Source organism: Kluyvera georgiana (assembly GCF_050990895.1).
GTDB classification, from domain to species: Bacteria; Pseudomonadota; Gammaproteobacteria; order Enterobacterales; family Enterobacteriaceae; genus Kluyvera; species Kluyvera georgiana.
In genome coordinates, this window is the sequence record NZ_CP158865.1 from 1529757 (window position 1) to 1551949 (window position 22193).

Consider the following 22193-nt stretch of genomic DNA (forward strand, 5'->3'; position numbering starts at 1 on the left):
CCGGCCTACAAACTCACCGTCGTCGGGGCGCTTACAGAGGTGAATCCTGACTTATTTCGTCCAGTGAAAGATGGAAGCTGGGGACGAACACCGCCATAAAATAGTCCATCTCTTCGCTGCGCCGGGAGGCCAGCGTTTTCTCCAGACGACCTTTCGCCAGCAGGAACTCGTTGTTCCCGGCAGAGAGCTCTTCCAGACACTTCAGGTAGGCGCACAGGGCGTCGGCCTGCTTCACAATCGCTTTTTCTTCTTCGCTGCTTTGATGTTCGTCGACAAGCGGCGCAAAAATATCGCGTAGTTCGTCCGGTACCATTTCAATCAGCTTCTGCTGGGCGATTTTTTCTATCGCCTTGTACTCCTGGGCAATCTGAGAGTTGAAATACTTGACCGGGGTCGGCAGATCGCCGGTTAGCACTTCGGAGGCGTCGTGATACATCGCCAGCAGCGCAATACGTTCGGCGTTGACCTGTCCGTTAAACTTGCGGTTTTTAATGGCGGCGAGCGCGTGAGCGACCATCGCGACCTGAAGGCTGTGTTCAGAGACGTTCTCGGTGCGCACGTTGCGCATCAGCGGCCAGCGGTTAATTAACTTCAGGCGGGAGAGGTGGGCAAAAAAATGACTCTGATTCATAGCAACCCTTACTCAGCAACTTTAGTAAAGGCATTGTGCGCAGAGATGGCCGCCGGATGCAAATGCCGACGGCCAATTCAGATGATGATTACAGCTGGTGATAGCCCGACAGGAAGCGGCCAAAGCGGGTGATGGCCATTTCCAGATCGTCTTCACGCGGCAGGGTGACGATACGGACGTGATCCGGCCACGGCCAGTTAAAGGCGGTGCCCTGAACCAGCAGGACCTTTTCCTGTAACAGGAAGTCCAGCACCATGCGCTGATCGTCGTGAATATTGAAGCGTTTCGCGTCGATTTTCGGGAACATGTACAGCGCGCCCTGCGGTTTAACGCAAGAAACGCCCGGGATCTCGTTAATCAGCTCCCACGCACGGTTACGCTGTTCGTACAGACGTCCGCCCGGCGTAATAAACTCGCTGATACTCTGATAACCGCCCAGCGCGGTCTGGATGGCGTGCTGCGCCGGAACGTTAGCGCACAGACGCATCGAGGCCAGCATTTCCAGCCCCTCAATGTAGCCTTTTGCGTGCTTCTTCGGCCCGTTGAGCACCATCCAGCCTTGACGGAAACCGGCCACGCGATAGGTTTTGGACAAACCGTTAAAGGTCACGGTCAGCAGATCCGGCGCCAGGGCGGCAATGGAGTGATGCTGCGCCTCGTCATAGAGGATCTTGTCGTAGATTTCGTCGGCGAAGATGATCAGATTGTGTTCGCGAGCGATCGCCACGATCTCCATCAATAGCTCTTTCGAGTATACCGCGCCGGTCGGGTTATTCGGGTTGATTATCACGATACCACGCGTGCGCGGGGTAATTTTCGCACGGATATCGTCGAGGTCCGGGAACCAGCCGGCGGATTCATCGCACAGGTAGTGCACCGCGTTGCCGCTGGATAATGATACCGCCGCTGTCCACAGCGGGTAGTCCGGTGCCGGCACCAGCATTTCGTCGCCGCTGTTGAGCAGCGCCTGCATGGCCTGAACGATCAGCTCGGAAACGCCGTTGCCAATGTAAATGTCTTCTACCGTCACGTCGCGCATACCGCGCGCCTGGTAGTGCTGCATAATGGCCTTACGCGCGGAATAGAGACCTTTGGAGTCACAGTAACCCTGCGCCGTCGGCAGGTTGCGGATCACGTCGACCAGAATTTCATCCGGCGCGTCAAACCCGAAAGGCGCCGGGTTGCCGATATTCAGTTTAAGAACTTTGTTGCCTTCTTCTTCAAGGCGTTTGGCCTCTTTGAGAACCGGGCCACGAATGTCGTAACAAACGTTGTCTAACTTTCTGGATTTTTCGATGGGGGACATGAACCTTTGACCTTTTTAGCTGTTATCGCCACTCCCTGCCGTGGAAGTCAGCACCGAACAATGTACTCCCCATCCCCGGCGTTTTGAAGGGTTAGCAGTAGAAGATTTTGTCGATTTTTTGTTGTTGGAACATTGTTTTTTACTAGGGAGTGACGGATGTCTGTGTTTGATGTTTTGTTAATTTATTGTTTTGTAGTTCGTTATGCCAATATTTTGCGATTGCGTGGTTTTTATGTCTAAGAAAAAAGAAATGATTTAGCTTAGGTATCGGCAACCTGGATATACTTTAAGCATGCTTCAACACTTTTAATTTAAAATAAAATTCCAACAAATAAGGATTAGTAATGATACCTACTTTTGTGAAGTTGATGTTAATGGCCGCTTCCGACAAAGATTAATATTTTTTTATATTTTGAAAAGTAATGAATGTGATTTGTTAGATTTCTTAAATTGTTTTGATTCTGAACCTTTTTCACTTTGAGATAGAGCTTATTTAGGCTTATAAATGTTATGGATTTCGGTTAATATGTCGGGGTTAGTAAGACTCTTATGAGTTAGTTTCGTTGATGATTATCCATGTTTGTTTTTATAACTCACTGTTATTCATCATGTTTATTAGCTTATTTAAAAACGTACAGCAATCTCCCTGAAGCATTATCGTGACCTCGCTTTCTACAACTCCCTACGCCAGGCTTCGCTCAGGGGGGAATCCGATAAATAGCTGCAGGCTAAAGGATATATTGTTAAAAGGAACTGTTGCCGATCGTGGCAACAGACAATTTTAATACTGACACTCGTCAGGCAGTCATTCGTCAGCGATTGGTGAAAGATGATTAAAGGATTAGCCTGAAATTTTTGAGTGCAGCATCAATAAGGCAGGTCGGCCTCCGAACCTGTAAGTGGATTAATATGATAAATGCCAATCGTCCGATACTGAACCTCGATCTCGATCTGCTGAGAACGTTTGTTGCTGTTGCCGATCTGAGTACTTTCGCCGCCGCTGCCGCTGCGGTATGTCGAACCCAATCCGCCGTGAGCCAGCAGATGCAGCGTCTGGAGCAACTGGTGGGAAAGGAGCTCTTCGCCCGTCATGGGCGAAATAAGCTGCTGACGGAGCATGGTATCCAGCTGTTGGGCTATGCACGAAAGATTCTGCGATTTAATGATGAAGCATGCACATCGCTAATGTTTAGCCCGCTTCAGGGACAACTGACGCTGGGTTCATCTGATGAATCGGCAGACACCATTCTTCCTTTTTTATTGAACCGAATTAGCTCGGCGTATCCGAAGCTGGCTCTTGACGTACGCGTGAAGCGTCATAGCGTCATGGGCGATATGTTGCGAAACAAAGAGGTCGACCTGGCGCTGACGACGCATCCGCTGGAAGGCTTTACCTCGACGGTACTGCGTACCTCACCGACGCTTTGGTACTGTGCGTCAGAATTTATGCTGCGTCCTGAAGAGCCGCTGCCGCTGGTGCTGCTTGACGATCCGAGCCCATTCCGCGATACGATTATTAAGACGCTGGATGCCGTAGGCATGCCATGGCGATTAGCCTACGTCGCCTCGACGCTCTCCGCGGTACGCGCGGCGGTGAAGGCAGGGCTTGGCGTCACCGCACGTCCGGTGGAAATGATGAGCCCCGATCTGCGTGCGTTGGGCAAAGGCGAGGGGATGCCAGAACTGCCGGAAACGGAGTATATGCTGAGCTACGATGCGGAAAGTGAAAACGAACTGACGCAGATGATCTTCCAGTCTCAGGAACCGCGCCATAATCCGTGGCCCTCGGCGGGAATGTATACTCCGGAAGAGGGGGAAAATACCCTTATATTCGAAAGGGACATTGATTAACATTCCGGTTGAAAAGTAGTAACAAAATGTAAGTGCAAAAAAGAATCGTAGACGATAAAAAATGAGTTTGCGGTTCTTTTTTTGTGCTTTTGCGATGTCGAGGAAAAAATCAATCTGATAATGTGATAATAATCATGTAATTAGAAATATTTTCCCATTCAATTCCCCCTCCGTCAAACGCGATGTCATATCACCTGCTAATGTTAAAAAAACGGATAGATTGTTGCCGTTTTACAGGTCGAATTAACAAAAGCGTGTCTTAGATCAAGAAAATACCCCTATTTGGGGGGATGAATCATCAGAAAATCCTGTCAAAATAGAGGGGTAATTCCGGTTATTGCTACAAAACGGACACGATTCAACAACAGGTAAACCGTAAGGTCTTCTGAAGCGAATCGAATCAAAGGGCACGTAATGTTAATGAAATACCTTTGATGTAAATTAATGTGAGGAAACTTTTGTTAAAGTTGACAAAAGGTTATAGAAAGGAGTAAAAAACCTCAACATTTTGCGGTCTACGTTTCCAGTTGGGCTGTTTGTAGGTTTTTTAATCCTCCCCATGAATCGATGTAGCGTCCATCTGCCGGTAAGAGCAGAGCAGGTCGTGCTACTTATTTGGTAAAGCTTTGCGTATGTCAACATCCACAGAAATCATCGCTCATCACTGGGCATTCGCTATCTTTCTGATCATTGCCATTGGCCTTTGCTGCCTGATGTTAATCGGCGGCTGGTACCTTGGCGGTCGCGCGCGCGCGCGAAGCAAAAACACCCCGTTTGAATCGGGTATCGACTCCGTTGGCTCCGCACGTTTGCGCCTGTCGGCCAAGTTTTATCTGGTCGCCATGTTCTTCGTCATCTTCGACGTGGAAGCGCTCTACCTGTATGCCTGGTCAACGTCCATCCGTGAAAGCGGTTGGGTTGGCTTTATCGAAGCCGCCATTTTCATATTTGTGCTGCTGGCCGGCCTGGTTTACCTCGTTCGCATTGGCGCGCTGGATTGGACGCCTGCGCGTTCGCGCCGCACGCTGGTTAACCCGGAAACCGACAGCGTCACTAACCGTAATACGCAGTAAAAGCGAGGCAATAAGATGGATTATACGCTCACCCGCATAGATCCTAACGGTGAGAACGACCGTTACCCTCTGCAAAAGCAGGAGATTGTTACCGATCCCCTGGAGCAAGAGGTGAACAAAAGCGTGTATATGGGGAAACTCGAACACGCGCTGCACGATATGGTCAACTGGGGTCGTAAGAACTCAATCTGGCCATACAACTTTGGCCTTTCTTGCTGCTACGTTGAAATGGTTACGTCATTCACTGCGGTGCATGACGTTGCGCGTTTTGGTGCAGAAGTTCTGCGTGCCTCCCCGCGTCAGGCAGACCTGATGGTGGTGGCCGGAACCTGCTTCACCAAAATGGCCCCGGTTATTCAGCGCCTGTATGACCAGATGCTGGAACCAAAATGGGTTATCTCGATGGGTGCCTGCGCCAACTCCGGCGGCATGTACGACATCTACTCCGTGGTGCAGGGCGTCGATAAGTTTATTCCTGTCGATGTGTATATTCCTGGCTGCCCACCTCGTCCGGAAGCCTACATGCAGGCGCTGATGCTGCTGCAGGAATCGATTGGTAAAGAGCGTCGTCCGCTGTCGTGGGTGGTTGGCGATCAGGGCGTTTACCGCGCCAACATGCAGTCGGAACGCGAGCGTAAACGCGGCGAACGCATTGCAGTGACCAATCTGCGCACGCCTGACGAGATTTAATTTGCGCCTGCGGGCGGTGGCATTTTGACTTCGCAAATCAACATACAACAGCGCGAAGGCCACTCCCGGCAGTCACCACGGACCTTTTGCAATGGTGAACAATATGACCGATTTAACCGCGCAAGAAGCGGCCGCATGGCAAACCCGCGATCACCTTGATGATCCGGTCATCGGCGAACTGCGCAACCGTTTTGGGCCGGATGCATTTACCGTTCAGGCCACCCGCACCGGGGTTCCTGTCGTTTGGGTTAAGCGTGAACAGCTGCTGGAAATTGTCGATTTCCTGAAGAAGTTACCGAAACCTTACGTCATGCTGTTCGACCTGCACGGTATGGACGAACGCCTGCGTACTCACCGCGACGGTTTACCGGCCGCGGATTTTTCCGTTTTCTACCACCTGATCTCCATCGACCGCAATCGCGACATCATGCTCAAGGTGGCGCTGTCTGAAAACGATCTGAACGTACCGACGCTGACCAAACTTTTCCCGAACGCCAACTGGTATGAGCGTGAAACCTGGGAAATGTTCGGCATCACCTTTAACGGCCACCCGAACCTGCGTCGCATCATGATGCCGCCGACCTGGGAAGGCCATCCGCTGCGTAAAGACTACCCGGCGCGCGCCACCGAATTCGATCCGTTTGAGCTGACCAAAGCCAAGCAGGATCTGGAAATGGAAGCGCTGACCTTCAAACCGGAAGAGTGGGGGATGAAGCGTGGGACCGAAAACGAGGACTTTATGTTCCTTAACCTCGGCCCTAACCACCCGTCTGCGCACGGTGCATTCCGTATTATTCTGCAGCTTGATGGCGAAGAGATTGTCGACTGTGTACCGGATATCGGCTACCACCACCGTGGTGCGGAGAAAATGGGCGAGCGTCAATCCTGGCACAGCTACATTCCGTACACCGACCGTATCGAGTACCTCGGCGGCTGCGTGAACGAAATGCCGTACGTGCTGGCGGTCGAAAAACTGGCGGGGATTACCGTGCCGGACCGCGTGAACGTGATTCGCGTGATGCTCTCCGAACTGTTCCGTATCAACAGCCACCTGCTGTACATCTCAACGTTCATTCAGGACGTCGGCGCGATGACTCCGGTCTTCTTCGCCTTCACCGACCGTCAGAAAATCTATGACCTGGTGGAAGCGATTACCGGTTTCCGTATGCACCCGGCCTGGTTCCGCATCGGCGGCGTCGCGCACGACCTGCCGCGCGGCTGGGATCGCCTGCTGCGTGAATTCCTTGAGTGGATGCCGAAGCGTCTGGACTCCTACGAGAAAGCCGCGCTGCGTAACACCATTCTGAAAGGCCGCTCCGTCGGCGTTGCTGCTTATACCGCAAAAGAAGCGCTGGAGTGGGGCACCACCGGGGCCGGCCTGCGTGCAACCGGTATTGGCTTCGACGTGCGTAAATGGCGTCCGTACTCTGGTTACGAAAACTTCGACTTCGAAATCCCGACCGGCGGTGGCGTTTCTGACTGCTACACCCGCGTGATGCTGAAAGTGGAAGAGCTGCGCCAGAGCCTGCGTATTCTTCAGCAGTGCCTCGACAACATGCCGGAAGGCCCGTTCAAGGCGGATCATCCGCTGACCACGCCGCCGCCGAAAGAGCGCACGCTGCAGCACATCGAAACCCTGATTACCCACTTCCTGCAGGTTTCCTGGGGCCCGGTCATGCCGGCGCAGGAATCTTTCCAGATGGTGGAAGCCACCAAGGGTATCAACAGTTACTACCTGACCAGCGACGGCAGCACCATGAGCTACCGTACCCGAATCCGTACCCCGAGCTATGCGCACCTGCAGCAGATTCCGGCGGCGATTCGCGGCAGCCTGGTATCCGACCTGATCGTGTATCTGGGTAGTATCGATTTTGTTATGTCAGACGTGGACCGCTAATTATGCACGAGAATCAACAACCACAAACCGAGGCTTTTGAGCTGAGTGCGGCAGAGCGTGAAGCTATTGAGCACGAGAAGCACCACTACGAAGACCCGCGTGCGGCGTCCATTGAAGCGCTGAAAATCGTTCAGAAGCAGCGCGGCTGGGTACCGGACGGCGCGATTTACGCTATCGCCGATGTGCTGGGTATCCCGGCAAGCGACGTAGAAGGCGTTGCGACGTTCTATAGCCAGATTTTCCGCCAGCCGGTGGGACGCCACGTCATTCGCTACTGCGACAGCGTGGTCTGTCACATTACGGGTTACCAGGGCATTCAGGCCGCCATTGAGAAGAAGCTGAACATCAAACCGGGTCAAACCACCTTTGATGGCCGTTTCACTCTGCTGCCGACCTGCTGCCTGGGCAACTGCGACAAGGGGCCGACCATGATGATTGATGAGGATACTCACAGCCATCTGACGCCGGAAGCCATTCCTGACCTACTGGAGCAGTATAAATAATGAAAAATATTATTCTGACTCCCGAAACCCATCCGCTGACCTGGCGTCTTCGCGACGACAAGCAGCCGGTGTGGCTGGAAGAGTATCAGGCGAAAAACGGTTATGCCGGCGCGCGTAAAGCGCTCGGTGGCATGGCGCCGGACGAAATCGTCAACCAGGTTAAAGACGCTGGCCTGAAAGGGCGCGGCGGCGCGGGCTTTTCTACCGGCCTGAAGTGGAGCCTGATGCCGAAAGACGAATCCATGAACATCCGTTACCTGCTGTGTAACGCCGATGAAATGGAACCGGGTACCTATAAAGACCGCCTGCTGATGGAACAGCTGCCGCACCTGTTGGTGGAAGGCATGCTGATCTCCGCGTTCGCCCTGAAGGCGTACCGCGGCTACATCTTCCTGCGCGGCGAATATATTGAAGCGGCACAGCATCTGCGTCGCGCCATTGCCGAAGCGACCGAAGCGGGCCTGCTTGGGAAAAACATTCTCGGCACCGGCTTTGACTTCGAACTGTTCGTGCATACCGGGGCAGGGCGCTACATCTGCGGCGAAGAAACCGCGCTGATTAACTCCCTCGAAGGGCGTCGTGCTAACCCGCGTTCCAAGCCGCCGTTCCCGGCGAGCTCAGGCGTATGGGGCAAGCCGACCTGCGTCAACAACGTGGAAACGCTGTGTAACGTCCCGGCGATTCTGGCGAACGGCGTCGAGTGGTACCAGAACATCTCGAAGAGCAAAGATGCGGGTACCAAGCTGATGGGCTTCTCCGGCCGCGTGAAAAATCCGGGCCTGTGGGAGCTGCCGTTTGGCACGACTGCGCGTGAAATCCTTGAAGACTACGCTGGCGGCATGCGTGATGGCCTGAAATTTAAGGCCTGGCAGCCGGGCGGCGCGGGCACTGACTTCCTGACCGAAGCGCACCTTGACCTGCCGATGGAATTCGAAAGCATCGGTAAAGCGGGCAGCCGTCTGGGGACGGCGCTGGCGATGGCCGTCGACCACGAGATTGGCATGGTATCGCTGGTGCGTAACCTGGAAGAGTTCTTCGCCCGCGAGTCGTGCGGCTGGTGTACGCCGTGCCGCGACGGTCTGCCGTGGAGCGTGAAAATTCTGCGCGCCCTTGAAAAGGGTGAAGGCCAACCGGGCGATATCGAGACGCTTGAGCAACTGTGTCGATTCTTAGGCCCGGGGAAAACCTTCTGCGCGCATGCGCCTGGCGCGGTTGAGCCGCTGCAGAGCGCCATTAAATATTTCCGCGACGAATTCGAGGCAGGCATTAAGCAGCAGTTCAGCAACACTCATGCGATTCATGGGATTCAGCCGAACCTGCTTAAGACGCGCTGGTAATCTAAAGATTTATTTATTTTGGAAGCACGCTAATGGCTACGATTCATGTAGACGGCAAAGAATACGAGGTTAATGGAGCGGACAACCTGCTACAGGCATGTCTCTCTATGGGCCTTGATATTCCGTACTTTTGCTGGCACCCGGCGCTTGGGAGCGTCGGTGCTTGCCGCCAGTGTGCGGTGAAGCAATATCAGAACGCGGAAGACACGCGTGGTCGCCTGGTGATGTCCTGTATGACACCGGCATCTGACGGCACCTTTATTTCTATCGACGACGCAGAAGCGAAGCAGTTCCGCGAGAGCGTGGTGGAGTGGCTCATGACCAACCACCCGCACGACTGCCCGGTTTGTGAAGAAGGCGGTAACTGCCATCTTCAGGATATGACCGTCATGACCGGCCATAGCTTCCGTCGCTATCGCTTTACTAAGCGTACCCACCGTAATCAGGATCTGGGGCCGTTCATCTCTCACGAAATGAACCGCTGCATCGCCTGCTATCGCTGCGTGCGTTACTACAAAGATTACGCTGACGGCACCGACCTGGGCGTGTACGGCGCGCACGACAACGTCTATTTCGGTCGTCCGGAAGACGGTACCCTGGAAAGCGAATTCTCCGGTAACCTGGTCGAGATTTGCCCGACCGGCGTGTTTACCGACAAAACGCATTCCGAGCGCTACAACCGTAAGTGGGATATGCAGTTTGCGCCAAGCATCTGCCAGCAATGTTCGCTGGGCTGTAACACCAGCCCGGGTGAACGTTACGGCGAACTGCGTCGTATCGAAAACCGTTACAACGGTACCGTTAACCACTACTTCCTCTGCGACCGCGGTCGTTTTGGCTATGGCTATGTGAACCTGAAAGACCGTCCGCGTCAGCCGGTTCAGCGCCGTGGCGATGACGTCATCACCCTCAACGCCGAACAGGCGATGCAGGGCGCGGCAGATATTCTGCGCCAGTCTAAGAAGGTGATCGGTATCGGTTCCCCGCGCGCCAGCATCGAAAGCAACTTCGCGCTGCGCGAGCTGGTGGGAGCGGAAAACTTTTACACCGGTATCGCCGAGGGCGAGCAGGAACGTCTGCAACTGGTGCTGAAAGTGCTGCGTGAAGGCGGTATTCATACCCCTGCGCTGCGCGAAATTGAATCCTACGATGCGGTACTGGTGTTGGGTGAAGACCTGACGCAAACCGGCGCTCGCGCCGCCCTGGCGGTGCGTCAGGCGGTGAAAGGCAAAGCACGTGAAATGGCAGCAGCGCAGAAAGTGGCTGACTGGCAGATTGCGGCAATCCTCAACATCGGCCAGCGCGCGAAGCATCCGCTGTTTGTGACCAACGTTGACGATACTCGCCTTGACGACATCGCGGCGTGGACCTACCGCGCGCCGGTGGAAGATCAGGCGCGCCTCGGTTTTGCTATCGCGCATGCGTTGGACAATAGCGCGCCGGCCGTTGAAGGCCTGGATCGCGACCTGCAAAACAAGATCGATGTGATCGTCCAGGCGCTGGCCGGGGCGAAGAAACCGTTGATCGTTTCCGGCACCAACGCCGGTAGCGCGGAGGTTATTCAGGCGGCTGCCAACGTGGCGAAAGCGCTGAAGGGCCGTGGCGCCGACGTGGGCGTAACCATGGTTGCGCGTGCGGTGAACAGCATCGGTCTGGGGATGATTGGCGGCGGCTCTCTGGAAGCGGCGTTAAGCGAGCTGGAAACCGGCGCGGCCGACGCGGTTGTGGTGCTGGAAAACGACCTGCATCGCCACGCTTCTGCGGCACGGGTTGACGCCGCGCTTGCCAAAGCGCCGCTGGTGATGGTGATTGACCATCAGCGCACCGCGATTATGGACAAAGCGCATCTGGTCCTCTCTGCGGCAAGCTTCGCAGAAAGCGACGGAACGGTTATCAACAACGAAGGCCGTGCACAGCGCTTCTTCCAGGTGTATGACCCGGCGTACTACGACAGCAACACCGTGATGCTTGAAAGCTGGCGCTGGCTGCACTCGCTGCACAGCACCGTGCAGAGCCGTGAAGTGGACTGGACGCAGCTCGATCACGTGATTGATGCGGCCATCGAGAAGCTGCCGCAGCTGGCGGGCATTAAAGATGCCGCGCCGGACGCCAGCTTCCGTATTCGCGGTCAGAAACTGTCGCGTGAACCGCACCGCTACAGCGGCCGTACGGCGATGCGCGCCAACATCAGCGTGCACGAGCCGCGTCAGCCGCAGGATAAAGACACCATGTTTGCCTTCTCGATGGAAGGGAACAACCAGCCTTCTGCTCCGCGTTCGCAGATTCCGTTCGCCTGGGCGCCGGGCTGGAACTCCCCGCAGGCATGGAACAAGTTCCAGGCCGAAGTGGGCGGCAAACTGCGCCACGGCGATCCGGGCGTGCGTTTGATTGAAGCATCGGAAAACAGTCTGGAATTCTTTACCACCGTTCCGGCAAGCTTCCAGGCGCAGGAAGGCAACTGGCGTATTGCGCCGTACTACCATCTGTTCGGTAGCGACGAAATGTCCCAGCGCTCTCCGGTGTTCCAGAGCCGTATGCCGCAGCCGTACATCAAGCTGAACCCGGCAGATGCCGCGAAGCTTGGCGTTAATGCGGGCGCGAATATCGCCTTTAGCTACGACGGCCAGACCATCGTTCTCCCGCTGATCATCTCTGAAGGGCTGGCGGCAGGGCAGGTGGGCTTACCGATGGGCTTGCCGGGCATTGCGCCGGTGCTGGCGGGTGCGCGCCTTGATAATCTGCAGGAGGCAAAAGCATGAGTTGGTTAACGCCGGATCTGATTGAGATCCTCCTCAGTATTGTTAAAGCCGTGGTCATCCTGCTGGTGGTGGTCACCTGCGGGGCGTTCATGAGCTTCGGCGAACGTCGCCTGCTGGGCCTGTTCCAGAACCGCTACGGGCCGAACCGCGTGGGCTGGGGCGGTTCGCTCCAGCTGGTTGCGGACATGATCAAGATGTTCTTTAAAGAAGACTGGGTACCGAAATTCTCGGACCGCGTCATCTTTACCCTGGCACCGATGATCGCCTTCACCTCGCTGCTGCTGGCCTTCGCCATTGTGCCGGTCAGCCCAAGCTGGGTGGTCGCCGACCTCAATATTGGCGTCCTGTTCTTCCTGATGCTGGCGGGCCTCGCGGTGTACGCGGTGCTGTTCGCCGGCTGGTCGAGTAACAACAAATACTCCCTGCTGGGGGCGATGCGTGCGTCTGCGCAGACCCTGAGCTACGAGGTGTTCCTCGGCCTGTCCCTGATGGGCGTGGTGGCGCAGGCCGGTTCATTCAATATGACCGACATCGTCAATAACCAGGCTCACCTGTGGAACGTTATCCCGCAGTTCTTCGGCTTCATTACCTTTGCGATTGCGGGCGTAGCGGTGTGTCACCGCCACCCGTTTGACCAACCGGAAGCCGAGCAGGAACTGGCCGACGGTTACCACATTGAATATTCCGGCATGAAATTCGGTCTGTTCTTCGTGGGGGAATACATCGGTATCGTTACCGTATCGGCAATGATCGTGACGCTGTTCTTCGGTGGCTGGCAAGGCCCGTTCTTACCGCCGTTCATCTGGTTCGCGCTGAAAACCGCGTTCTTCATGATGATGTTCATTTTGATTCGCGCCTCATTACCGCGTCCGCGCTATGACCAGGTAATGTCCTTCGGCTGGAAAGTGTGCCTGCCGCTGACGCTGATCAACTTGCTGGTAACGGCGGCTGTCATTCTGTGGCAGGCGCAATAAGGGGCGAATAGACCATGACCTTAAAAGAATTATTCGTAGGCTTCGGCACCCAGGTACGCAGTATCTGGATGATTGGCCTGCATGCGTTCGCCAAACGCGAAACGCAAATGTACCCGGAAGAGCCGGTTTACCTGCCGCCGCGCTATCGTGGCCGTATCGTGCTGACGCGCGACCCGGACGGTGAAGAGCGCTGCGTGGCCTGTAACCTGTGCGCGGTAGCCTGCCCGGTGGGCTGTATCTCTCTGCAGAAAGCAGAGACCAAAGATGGCCGCTGGTATCCGGAGTTTTTCCGCATTAACTTCTCGCGCTGCATTTTCTGCGGCCTGTGTGAAGAAGCGTGCCCGACCACGGCGATTCAGTTGACCCCGGACTTCGAGCTGGGCGAATACAAACGTCAGGATCTGGTGTACGAAAAAGAGGATCTGCTGATTTCCGGTCCGGGTAAATACCCGGAATATAACTTCTACCGGATGGCGGGTATGGCAATCGACGGCAAAGATAAGGGCGAAGCAGAGAACGAAGCTAAGCCTATCGACGTCAAGAGCCTGTTACCGTAAGGAGAGGGGCAATGGAATTCGCTTTTTATATCTGTGGCCTGATTGCTGTCCTCGCGACGCTGCGAGTGATTACGCACACTAACCCGGTACATGCGCTGCTGTATCTGATTATCTCGCTACTGGCAATTGCCGGGGTGTTCTTCTCGCTGGGCGCGTATTTCGCCGGTGCGCTGGAGATCATCGTCTATGCGGGCGCCATCATGGTGCTGTTCGTCTTCGTGGTGATGATGCTTAACCTGGGCGGCGCTGAAATCGCTCAGGAACGTGAGTGGCTGAAGCCGCAAATCTGGATTGGCCCGGCGATTTTGTCTGCCGTGCTGCTGGCGGTGATGGTTTACGCCATCATTGGCCTGAATGACCAGGGGATTGAAGGCAACGCGATTAGCGCTAAAGAAGTTGGCATCGCGCTGTTCGGGCCATACGTCCTGGCGGTAGAGCTGGCCTCTATGCTGCTGCTGGCGGGGCTGGTTGTGGCCTTCCACCTGGGACGCGAAGACCGTCCGGGTGAAGTGCTGAGCAATCGCGCAGGCGATAGCGCGAAAAGGAAAACGGAGGAACACGCATGATTCCTTTACAACATGGGCTGATCCTCGCTGCGATTTTATTCGTGCTGGGTTTAACCGGTCTGGTTATCCGCCGTAACCTGCTGTTTATGCTGATTGGGCTGGAAATCATGATTAACGCCGCCGCGCTGGCCTTCGTGGTCGCCGGCAGCTACTGGGGCCAGACCGACGGTCAGGTGATGTATATCCTCGCCATTACCCTCGCGGCTGCGGAAGCGAGTATTGGCCTGGCGCTGCTGCTGCAGCTCCATCGTCGCCGCCAGAACCTGAACATCGATTCAGTAAGTGAGTTGCGCGGATGAACATGCTTGCTTTAACCATTATTTTCCCATTAATTGGCTTTGTCCTGCTGGCCTTCTCTCGCGGGCGCTGGTCGGAAAACCTCTCCGCCACCGTGGGGATTGGCTCGATTGGTCTGTCCGCGCTGGTCACGACGTACGTCGGCATCGACTTCTTCGCTAACGGCAAGCAGGCGTTCAGCCAGCCGCTGTGGACGTGGATGTCCGTCGGTGATTTCAATATCGGTTTCAACCTGGTGCTGGACGGCCTGTCGCTGACCATGCTCTCGGTCGTGACCGGGGTTGGTTTCCTGATCCACATGTTCGCCTCCTGGTACATGCGCGGTGAAGAGGGCTACTCTCGCTTCTTCGCCTACACCAACCTGTTTATCGCCAGCATGGTGGTTCTGGTACTGGCCGATAACCTGCTGCTGATGTATCTGGGCTGGGAAGGCGTGGGCCTGTGCTCCTATCTGCTGATCGGTTTCTACTACACCGATCCGAAGAACGGCGCGGCGGCAATGAAAGCCTTCGTGGTAACCCGTGTGGGTGACGTGTTCCTCGCGTTCGCGCTGTTCATTCTCTACAACGAGCTGGGCACGCTGAACTTCCGCGAAATGGTGGAACTGGCGCCGGCGCACTTTGCCGCAGGCAATAACATGCTGATGTGGGCAACGCTGATGCTGCTGGGTGGTGCCGTCGGTAAATCCGCGCAGCTGCCGTTGCAGACCTGGCTTGCAGACGCGATGGCTGGCCCAACGCCGGTCTCCGCGCTGATCCACGCTGCCACCATGGTAACCGCCGGTGTCTACCTGATTGCCCGTACTCACGGCCTGTTCCTGATGACGCCGGAAGTGCTGCATCTGGTGGGTATCGTTGGGGCGATTACGCTGGTGCTGGCAGGCTTTGCCGCGCTGGTGCAGACCGACATCAAACGTGTACTCGCGTACTCTACCATGAGCCAGATTGGCTACATGTTCCTGGCGCTGGGCGTACAGGCGTGGGACGCGGCGATTTTCCATCTGATGACCCATGCGTTCTTCAAAGCGCTGCTGTTCCTGGCGTCCGGCTCGGTGATTCTGGCCTGCCATCACGAACAGAACATCTTCAAGATGGGCGGCCTGCGTAAGTCGATTCCGCTGGTGTATGCCTGCTTCCTGGTCGGTGGCGCCGCGCTCTCCGCGCTGCCGCTGATTACCGCGGGCTTCTTCAGTAAAGACGAAATCCTTGCCGGGGCGATGGCTAACGGCCATATCAATCTGATGGTGGCGGGTCTGGTCGGTGCGTTCATGACCTCGCTGTACACCTTCCGTATGATCTTCATCGTCTTCCACGGTAAAGAGCAGATTCATGCGCACGCCGGGAAGGGGATTACCCATCACCTGCCGCTGATTGTGCTGATGGTGCTGTCGACCTTCGTGGGCGCGCTGATTGTGCCGCCGCTGCACGGCGTACTGCCGGCAACGACCGAGCTGGAACATGGCCGCGTGCTGACGCTGGAAATCACCTCAGGCATCGTGGCGATTGCCGGTATCCTGATTGCCGCATGGCTGTGGCTGGGTCAACGTACGCTGGTGACCTCTATCGCCAACAGCGCGCCGGGCCGTCTGCTGGGGACCTGGTGGTACAACGCCTGGGGCTTTGACTGGCTGTACGACAAAGTGTTCGTTAAGCCATTCCTGGGCATCGCCTGGCTGCTGAAGAGCGACCCGCTCAACGCGCTGATGAACATTCCGGCGATCCTTTCCCGCTTTGCAGGCAAAGGCCTGGTGCTGAGCGCGAACGGTTATCTGCGCTGGTATGTTGCGTCAATGAGCATTGGTGCCGTGGTGGTGCTGGCGCTGTTGATGGTATTGCGTTAATTCGTTGGGGAGGGTTTTCCTCCCCATGAAAATGTCGTGCTGTTTTCCTGTTCCGGCGAGCGATGTCGCCACCGGATAGTTGAATAAGGAAATGAATTGCCATGTTATTACCCTGGCTAATACTGATTCCCTTTATTGGCGGTTTCCTCTGCTGGCAGACCGAACGCTTTGGCGTGAAGATGCCGCGCTGGATAGCGCTGATTACCATGGGGCTGACGCTGGCGCTTGGCCTGCAGCTGTGGCTGCAGGGCGGCTACTCACTCACGCAATCTGCCGGTCTGCCGCAGTGGCAGTCTGAGTTCATCCTGCCGTGGATCCCGCGTTTTGGGATCACTATCCACCTGGCTATCGACGGCCTGTCGCTGCTGATGGTGGTGTTGACCGGTCTGCTGGGCGTGCTGGCGGTGCTCTGTTCCTGGAATGAAATCCAGAAATACCAGGGCTTCTTCCACCTCAACCTGATGTGGATCCTGGGCGGCGTTATCGGCGTGTTCCTCGCCATCGACATGTTCCTGTTCTTCTTCTTCTGGGAGATGATGCTGGTGCCGATGTACTTCCTGATCGCGCTCTGGGGCCATAAAGCCTCCGACGGTAAAACGCGTATCACGGCGGCCACCAAGTTCTTCATCTATACCCAGGCGAGCGGTCTGGTGATGCTGATTGCCATCCTGGCGCTGGTGTTCGTGCACCACAATGCGACCGGCGTTTGGACCTTCAACTATCAGGATCTGCTGAAGACCCCGATGTCCCACAGCGTGGAATATCTGCTGATGCTCGGCTTCTTCATCGCCTTCGCGGTGAAAATGCCGGTGGTTCCGCTGCACGGCTGGCTGCCGGACGCGCACTCTCAGGCACCCACCGCAGGTTCCGTTGACCTCGCCGGTATCTTGCTGAAAACCGCGGCCTACGGTCTGCTGCGCTTTGCGCTGCCGCTGTTCCCGAATGCTTCCGCCGAGTTCGCGCCTATCGCGATGTGGCTGGGCGTTATCGGTATTTTCTACGGCGCGTGGATGGCGTTTACCCAGTACGATATTAAACGTCTGATTGCCTACACTTCCGTGTCCCACATGGGCTTCGTGCTGATTGCCATCTATACCGGCAGCCAGCTGGCGTACCAGGGCGCGGTGATTCAGATGATTGCACACGGTCTGTCCGCGGCCGGTCTGTTCATTCTGTGTGGTCAGCTGTACGAGCGTCTGCATACCCGCGACATGCGTCAGATGGGCGGTCTGTGGAGCAAAATTAAGTGGCTGCCGGCGCTGTCAATGTTCTTCGCCGTCGCGACGTTGGGGATGCCGGGTACCGGTAACTTCGTTGGCGAATTTATGATCCTGTTCGGCAGCTACCATATCGTGCCGGTGATTACGGTTATTTCCACTTTTGGTCTGGTCTTCGCTTCTGTGTATTCACTGGCGATGCTGCACCGGGCGTACTTCGGTAAAGCGAAGAGCGAAATCGCGGCAAAAGAACTGCCAGGGATGTCGCTGCGCGAGCTGTTCATCGTGCTGTTGCTGGTCGTGCTTCTGGTTCTGCTGGGCTTCTACCCGCAGCCGATTCTGGACACGTCACATTCTGCGATGGGCAACATCCAGCAGTGGTTTGTTAATTCTGTTTCAACTACAAGGCCGTAATTCGCCATGACAATAACTCCACAACAACTGATCGCGCTGTTACCGCTGCTGATCGTCGGCTTGACGGTGGTGGTTGTGATGCTCTCCATTGCGTGGCGACGCAATCACTTCCTCAATGCCACGCTGTCGGTCATTGGGCTTAACGCCGCGCTGGTCTCGCTCTGGTTTGTTGGCCAGGCGGGCGCGATGGACGTCACCCCGCTGATGCGCGTTGACGGTTACGCGATGCTCTACACCGGGCTGGTGCTGCTGGCGAGCCTGGCGACCTGCACCTTTGCCTATCCGTGGCTTGAGGGCTACACCGATAACCGGGAAGAGTTCTACCTGCTGGTGCTGATTGCCGCGCTGGGCGGCATTCTGCTGGCTAACGCCAACCATCTGGCGGCGCTGTTCCTCGGGATTGAGCTTATCTCTCTGCCGCTGTTCGGTCTGATTGGCTACGCTTTCCGCCAGAAACGTTCGCTGGAAGCGAGCATCAAATACACCATTCTGTCCGCTGCGGCATCGTCGTTCCTGCTGTTCGGTATCGCGTTACTGTACGCGCAGTCTGGCGACCTGTCGTTCCTGGCGCTCGGTAAGAGCCTCAGCGACAACATGCTGCACGAACCGCTGCTGCTGGCGGGCCTTGGGATGATGATCGTCGGTCTGGGCTTCAAGCTTTCGCTGGTGCCGTTCCACCTGTGGACGCCGGACGTATACCAGGGCGCGCCTGCGCCGGTTTCCACCTTCCTGGCGACCGCCAGCAAGATTGCCATCTTCGGGGTGGTGATGCGTCTGTTCCTGTACGCGCCGGTAGGCGACAGCGAAGCGGTACGCGTGGTGCTGGGGATTATCGCCTTCGCCTCTATCATCTTCGGTAACCTGATGGCGCTGAGCCAGACCAACATCAAACGTCTGCTGGGTTACTCCTCTATCTCTCACCTCGGCTACCTGCTGGTGGCGCTGATTGCGCTGCACAGCGGCGAGATGTCGATGGAGACCGTTGGCGTTTACCTGGCCGGTTACCTGTTCAGCAGCCTCGGCGCGTTCGGCGTCGTCAGCCTGATGTCCAGCCCGTACCGCGGCCCGGATGCAGATTCTCTGTACTCCTACCGTGGTCTGTTCTGGAACCGTCCGATTCTGGCGGCGGTGATGACGGTGATGATGCTGTCGCTGGCCGGTATCCCGATGACGCTTGGCTTTATCGGTAAGTTCTACGTGCTGGCCGTCGGCGTCCAGGCGCACCTGTGGTGGCTGGTTGGCGCGGTGGTCGTTGGCTCCGCGATTGGCCTTTACTACTATCTGCGTGTAGCGGTGAGCCTGTACCTGAGTGCGCCGCCGCAGCCGGGCCGTGATGCGCCGTCTAACTGGCAGTACAGCGCGGGCGGTATCGTGGTGCTGATCTCCGCGCTGCTGGTGCTGGTGCTGGGTATCTACCCGCAGCCGCTGATTAGCATCGTTCAGCTGGCGATGCCGCTGATGTAATCCAGCGTGATGATGTGAATAACCGCCGATTTATCGGCGGTTTTTTTATGCGTGAAAGCGTGTAGGGTAGTCGCGTATAAATCTGAATGGAGCCGCTAATGAGAACGCAAAAAAGATGTCTGGGACATGTCGCCATTGTGGTCGACGACTACGACCGCGCGATTGAGTACTACACGGACAAACTGGGGTTCACGCTCATTGAAGATACGCCACAGCCGGGTAAACGCTGGGTGGTGGTATCACCCAACCCGGAAAGCGACTGCAATCTTCTGCTGGCGCGCGCGTCCAACGAACGGCAGGAAGGTTTTATCGGCAACCAATGCGGCGGAAGAGTCTTTCTGTTCCTACAGACCGATGACTTCTGGCGCGATTACCATGCCATGAAGGCGAAAGGCGTGCATTTCTGCGAAGCGCCACGTGAGGAGGAGTACGGTACGGTGGTGGTGTTTGAAGATCTGTATGGCAACCGCTGGGATCTTTATCAGAACGCGCAGCCAGCGTAATAACAGGCGATCCCGGCGATCGCCTGTATCTTGTGACGTTACTTCGCCGCCAGCTCGCGACGAATGATTTCCGCCCCCGCGCTCAGCGCGTTGAGCTTGCCCTGGGCCACGTGGCGTGGCAACGGGGCCATTCCGCAGTTGGTTGACGGATAAAGTTTGTCGGCATCCACAAACTGCAGGGCTTTGCGCAGAGTATCGGCAACTTCTTCCGCCGTCTCGACGGTATGGTTAGCGACGTCAATGGCCCCGACCATCACCTTTTTACCGCGAATCAGTTCCAGCAGGTCCATCGGCACGCGGGAGTTATGGCACTCCAGCGAGATGATATCGATATTCGACGCCTGCAGCTTCGGAAACGCTTCTTCATATTGACGCCACTCGTTGCCCAGCGTCTTTTTCCAGTCGGTATTGGCTTTAATACCGTAGCCGTAACAGATATGTACGGCCGTTTCGCATTTCAGCCCCTCAATCGCGCGCTCCAGCGTGGCGATGCCCCAGTCGTTAACTTCATCGAAGAAGACGTTAAAGGCCGGCTCGTCAAATTGGATAATGTCCACGCCCGCCGCTTCCAGCTCGCGCGCTTCCTGATTAAGGATTTTGGCAAATTCCCAGGCCAGCTTTTCGCGGCTTTTATAGTGGGCATCGTACAGGGTATCGATCATGGTCATCGGCCCCGGCAGCGCCCATTTTATCGGCTGTTTGGTGAGCTGACGTAAATAACGCGCGTCATCGACAAAGACCGGTTTTTTACGCTCGACGGCTCCAACTACGGTCGGCACGCTGGCATCGTAGCGATTACGAATTTTCACCACTTCGCGTTTTTCAAAATCGACGCCGCTGAGGTGCTCAATAAAGGTGGTGACAAAATGCTGACGGGTTTGCTCACCGTCGCTGACAATATCAATTCCGGCCCGCAGCTGATCGTCCAATGATAAACGCAGCGCATCCTGTTTGCCCAGAATTAACTCTTCATTCTGCAGTTTCCACGGCGACCACAGCGTTTCCGGCTGCGCGAGCCAGGATGGTTTCGGTAAGCTGCCAGCCGTTGATGTCGGGAGCAATGTTTTCATAATAGATAACCTTTCAATGTGAATTCATTAAAGCGCGTAGTCGGCTGACCATTGCTCAAGAATATGTTTGTACGGTTTGATAAAGTGTTCTTCGGTGAATTTGCCTTGCTCAATGGCGAGCCGGCTGCGTTCTTCCCGGTCGTAAACAATTTTGGTTAATGAATGATCCTGCTGACTCAGATTCGGCTGATAGTGCAAACCTGCCGCGGAGTTAGCGTTATAAATTTCCGGGCGATAAATTTTCTGGAAGGTCTCCATCGTGCTGATGGTGCCGATCAGTTCCAGGTCGCTGTAGTCGCTCAGCAAATCGCCGGTAAAGAAGAAGGCCAGCGGCGCAACGCTGTTTTTCGGCATGAAATAGCGCACCTTCAGGCCCATCTTGCTGAAATAATGCTCGGTTAACGAGGTGCCGTGCTGCTGGTATTCCACTCCCAGAACCGGATGCTGATTGCCGGTCTGCTGATAGGCGTTCTTATTGGATACGCTGAGGCAGATGACCGGCGGCTTTTTAAACTGTGCTTTGTATTCCGCTGAATTAACGAAATGCTTAAAGATATTGCCATGCAAATCGCCAAAGTTTTCCGGAATCGTAAATTCGGTACGATGCTTATTATGTTCTAATAGCAGAACGCTAAAGTCATAATCACGAACGTAGGACGAGAAGTTATTGCCAACAATCCCTTCAATTCGTTCGTTGGTTTTTTTATCAATAATATTGGTTTTCAGAATTTCAATCGCCGGAAAGGCGGTGTCCGCAATATTCATTTCAACGGAAATAATATCCAGCTCAACGGAATAACGATCGCCCTGCGGATTATCCCAGTACGCTAAATTATTGAAGCGATTATCAATCATCTTGAGCGTATTGCGTAAGTTCTGCTGACGGTTTTCACCGCGGGCGAGATTGGCAAAATTAGTCGTAATACGGGTATTCTCAGAAGGATTATAATTTTCGTCGAAAAGGCTGTGCTTAATAGTAAAAGTAAAATCTTTATTCATGGCAGTCTTGCCTCCTGAGTCGGGATATGAAACCGAGCCTGTTGATTATTCGCGTGTTTTGCTTCACGCATCCGGCGGCTTCATGTTGCCAATAAGTTAATAATGTGTATTTTATGCCAGAGCCTCTGGGTGAGTGAAAGCGACTTAATTTCATTGCAACATGAGACATCTTCATGATGCGCTAGCGTTACGGCGGTTTTCCTCAACATCACTCGGCCCAACTCGACGGCGCGCGCAACGCCCTG

Annotated in this window: 19 protein-coding genes; 15 read left to right on the forward strand and 4 right to left on the reverse strand. The window is 55.4% G+C overall.

Annotated features, from left to right (window positions below):
- Nucleotides 1-31 precede the first annotated feature (31 nt).
- The gene (gene yfbR / locus ABTW00_RS07315; protein WP_064543875.1) at nucleotides 32-631 is read right to left on the reverse strand and encodes a 5'-deoxynucleotidase; all 600 of its coding nucleotides are present in this window, start codon (nucleotides 629-631) and stop codon (nucleotides 32-34) included.
- An 88-nt stretch (nucleotides 632-719) separates the two neighbouring features.
- Nucleotides 720-1937 carry an alanine transaminase AlaA gene (gene alaA, locus ABTW00_RS07320; protein ID WP_065355795.1) on the reverse strand — a complete coding sequence of 406 codons (1218 nt, stop codon included), beginning with the start codon at nucleotides 1935-1937 and terminating at the stop codon, nucleotides 720-722.
- Between the two features lie 909 nt (nucleotides 1938-2846).
- Between alaA and lrhA the strand changes: the two genes are divergently transcribed.
- The 15 genes from lrhA (at nucleotide 2847) to ABTW00_RS07395 (ending at nucleotide 19879) form a co-directional block, all read left to right on the forward strand.
- On the forward strand, nucleotides 2847-3788 hold the full coding sequence (gene lrhA, locus ABTW00_RS07325; RefSeq protein ID WP_433639875.1) for a transcriptional regulator LrhA: 942 nt from the start codon (nucleotides 2847-2849) through the stop codon (nucleotides 3786-3788).
- 626 nt (nucleotides 3789-4414) lie between these two features.
- Complete coding sequence (nuoA, locus tag ABTW00_RS07330; protein WP_064543881.1) at nucleotides 4415-4861, forward strand: NADH-quinone oxidoreductase subunit NuoA; 447 nt, start codon at nucleotides 4415-4417, stop codon at nucleotides 4859-4861.
- Between the two features lie 15 nt (nucleotides 4862-4876).
- The gene (nuoB, locus tag ABTW00_RS07335; RefSeq protein WP_002913178.1) at nucleotides 4877-5551 is read left to right on the forward strand and encodes an NADH-quinone oxidoreductase subunit NuoB; all 675 of its coding nucleotides are present in this window, start codon (nucleotides 4877-4879) and stop codon (nucleotides 5549-5551) included.
- Nucleotides 5552-5642: 91 nt separating this feature from the next.
- On the forward strand, nucleotides 5643-7448 hold the full coding sequence (gene nuoC / locus ABTW00_RS07340; protein ID WP_157093525.1) for an NADH-quinone oxidoreductase subunit C/D: 1806 nt from the start codon (nucleotides 5643-5645) through the stop codon (nucleotides 7446-7448).
- 2 nt (nucleotides 7449-7450) lie between these two features.
- The gene (gene nuoE / locus ABTW00_RS07345; RefSeq protein WP_002913160.1) at nucleotides 7451-7951 is read left to right on the forward strand and encodes an NADH-quinone oxidoreductase subunit NuoE; all 501 of its coding nucleotides are present in this window, start codon (nucleotides 7451-7453) and stop codon (nucleotides 7949-7951) included.
- Nucleotides 7951-9288 (forward strand): NADH-quinone oxidoreductase subunit NuoF, encoded by a 1338-nt coding sequence (gene nuoF / locus ABTW00_RS07350; protein WP_065355793.1) that lies wholly within the window; start codon nucleotides 7951-7953, stop codon nucleotides 9286-9288. Before nuoE ends, nuoF begins: the two co-directional genes overlap by 1 nt.
- Before the next feature lie 32 nt (nucleotides 9289-9320).
- Nucleotides 9321-12047: an NADH-quinone oxidoreductase subunit NuoG gene (gene nuoG / locus ABTW00_RS07355; protein WP_433639879.1), complete on the forward strand. Its 2727-nt coding sequence runs from the start codon at nucleotides 9321-9323 to the stop codon at nucleotides 12045-12047.
- Nucleotides 12044-13021, forward strand: coding sequence for an NADH-quinone oxidoreductase subunit NuoH (nuoH, locus tag ABTW00_RS07360; RefSeq protein ID WP_064543888.1), 978 nt, complete (start codon nucleotides 12044-12046; stop codon nucleotides 13019-13021). The genes nuoG and nuoH overlap by 4 nt, the downstream gene beginning before the upstream one ends.
- Nucleotides 13022-13035: 14 nt before the next feature.
- Entirely contained in the window at nucleotides 13036-13578 is a 543-nt protein-coding gene (gene nuoI, locus ABTW00_RS07365) for an NADH-quinone oxidoreductase subunit NuoI (RefSeq protein WP_433639882.1), read from the forward strand.
- Nucleotides 13579-13589: 11 nt separating this feature from the next.
- A complete protein-coding gene (gene nuoJ / locus ABTW00_RS07370; protein WP_064543890.1) occupies nucleotides 13590-14144 on the forward strand; it encodes an NADH-quinone oxidoreductase subunit J in 555 nt (184 codons plus the stop codon).
- Nucleotides 14141-14443 (forward strand): NADH-quinone oxidoreductase subunit NuoK, encoded by a 303-nt coding sequence (gene nuoK, locus ABTW00_RS07375; protein WP_035892477.1) that lies wholly within the window; start codon nucleotides 14141-14143, stop codon nucleotides 14441-14443. The genes nuoJ and nuoK overlap by 4 nt, the downstream gene beginning before the upstream one ends.
- The gene (gene nuoL, locus ABTW00_RS07380) at nucleotides 14440-16281 is read left to right on the forward strand and encodes an NADH-quinone oxidoreductase subunit L (RefSeq protein WP_433639885.1); all 1842 of its coding nucleotides are present in this window, start codon (nucleotides 14440-14442) and stop codon (nucleotides 16279-16281) included. Before nuoK ends, nuoL begins: the two co-directional genes overlap by 4 nt.
- Nucleotides 16282-16382: 101 nt before the next feature.
- Nucleotides 16383-17912: an NADH-quinone oxidoreductase subunit M gene (gene nuoM, locus ABTW00_RS07385; RefSeq protein ID WP_065355790.1), complete on the forward strand. Its 1530-nt coding sequence runs from the start codon at nucleotides 16383-16385 to the stop codon at nucleotides 17910-17912.
- Nucleotides 17913-17918: 6 nt separating this feature from the next.
- Complete coding sequence (gene nuoN / locus ABTW00_RS07390; RefSeq protein ID WP_433639888.1) at nucleotides 17919-19376, forward strand: NADH-quinone oxidoreductase subunit NuoN; 1458 nt, start codon at nucleotides 17919-17921, stop codon at nucleotides 19374-19376.
- A 98-nt stretch (nucleotides 19377-19474) separates the two neighbouring features.
- A complete protein-coding gene (locus tag ABTW00_RS07395) occupies nucleotides 19475-19879 on the forward strand; it encodes a VOC family protein (protein ID WP_271447554.1) in 405 nt (134 codons plus the stop codon).
- Between the two features lie 38 nt (nucleotides 19880-19917).
- On the opposite strand, the gene ABTW00_RS07400 is transcribed toward ABTW00_RS07395, so the two are convergent.
- Nucleotides 19918-20949, reverse strand: a complete 1032-nt coding sequence (locus ABTW00_RS07400) for a methionine synthase (protein WP_065355787.1) — start codon at nucleotides 20947-20949, stop codon at nucleotides 19918-19920.
- A 27-nt stretch (nucleotides 20950-20976) separates the two neighbouring features.
- Nucleotides 20977-21948 carry a DUF1852 domain-containing protein gene (locus ABTW00_RS07405; protein ID WP_064543902.1) on the reverse strand — a complete coding sequence of 324 codons (972 nt, stop codon included), beginning with the start codon at nucleotides 21946-21948 and terminating at the stop codon, nucleotides 20977-20979.
- Nucleotides 21949-22193 lie beyond the last annotated feature (245 nt).

Coding starts and splice junctions, on each gene's coding strand:
- yfbR (WP_064543875.1), bottom strand. CDS start 631: ATGAATCAGAGTCATTTTTTTGCCCACCTCTCCCGCCTGAAGTTAATT.
- alaA (WP_065355795.1), bottom strand. CDS start 1,937: ATGTCCCCCATCGAAAAATCCAGAAAGTTAGACAACGTTTGTTACGAC.
- lrhA (WP_433639875.1), top strand. CDS start 2,847: ATGATAAATGCCAATCGTCCGATACTGAACCTCGATCTCGATCTGCTG.
- nuoB (WP_002913178.1), top strand. CDS start 4,877: ATGGATTATACGCTCACCCGCATAGATCCTAACGGTGAGAACGACCGT.
- nuoC (WP_157093525.1), top strand. CDS start 5,643: ATGGTGAACAATATGACCGATTTAACCGCGCAAGAAGCGGCCGCATGG.
- nuoE (WP_002913160.1), top strand. CDS start 7,451: ATGCACGAGAATCAACAACCACAAACCGAGGCTTTTGAGCTGAGTGCG.
- nuoF (WP_065355793.1), top strand. CDS start 7,951: ATGAAAAATATTATTCTGACTCCCGAAACCCATCCGCTGACCTGGCGT.
- nuoG (WP_433639879.1), top strand. CDS start 9,321: ATGGCTACGATTCATGTAGACGGCAAAGAATACGAGGTTAATGGAGCG.
- nuoH (WP_064543888.1), top strand. CDS start 12,044: ATGAGTTGGTTAACGCCGGATCTGATTGAGATCCTCCTCAGTATTGTT.
- nuoI (WP_433639882.1), top strand. CDS start 13,036: ATGACCTTAAAAGAATTATTCGTAGGCTTCGGCACCCAGGTACGCAGT.
- nuoJ (WP_064543890.1), top strand. CDS start 13,590: ATGGAATTCGCTTTTTATATCTGTGGCCTGATTGCTGTCCTCGCGACG.
- nuoK (WP_035892477.1), top strand. CDS start 14,141: ATGATTCCTTTACAACATGGGCTGATCCTCGCTGCGATTTTATTCGTG.
- nuoL (WP_433639885.1), top strand. CDS start 14,440: ATGAACATGCTTGCTTTAACCATTATTTTCCCATTAATTGGCTTTGTC.
- nuoM (WP_065355790.1), top strand. CDS start 16,383: ATGTTATTACCCTGGCTAATACTGATTCCCTTTATTGGCGGTTTCCTC.
- nuoN (WP_433639888.1), top strand. CDS start 17,919: ATGACAATAACTCCACAACAACTGATCGCGCTGTTACCGCTGCTGATC.
- ABTW00_RS07395 (WP_271447554.1), top strand. CDS start 19,475: ATGAGAACGCAAAAAAGATGTCTGGGACATGTCGCCATTGTGGTCGAC.
- ABTW00_RS07400 (WP_065355787.1), bottom strand. CDS start 20,949: ATGAAAACATTGCTCCCGACATCAACGGCTGGCAGCTTACCGAAACCA.
- ABTW00_RS07405 (WP_064543902.1), bottom strand. CDS start 21,948: ATGAATAAAGATTTTACTTTTACTATTAAGCACAGCCTTTTCGACGAA.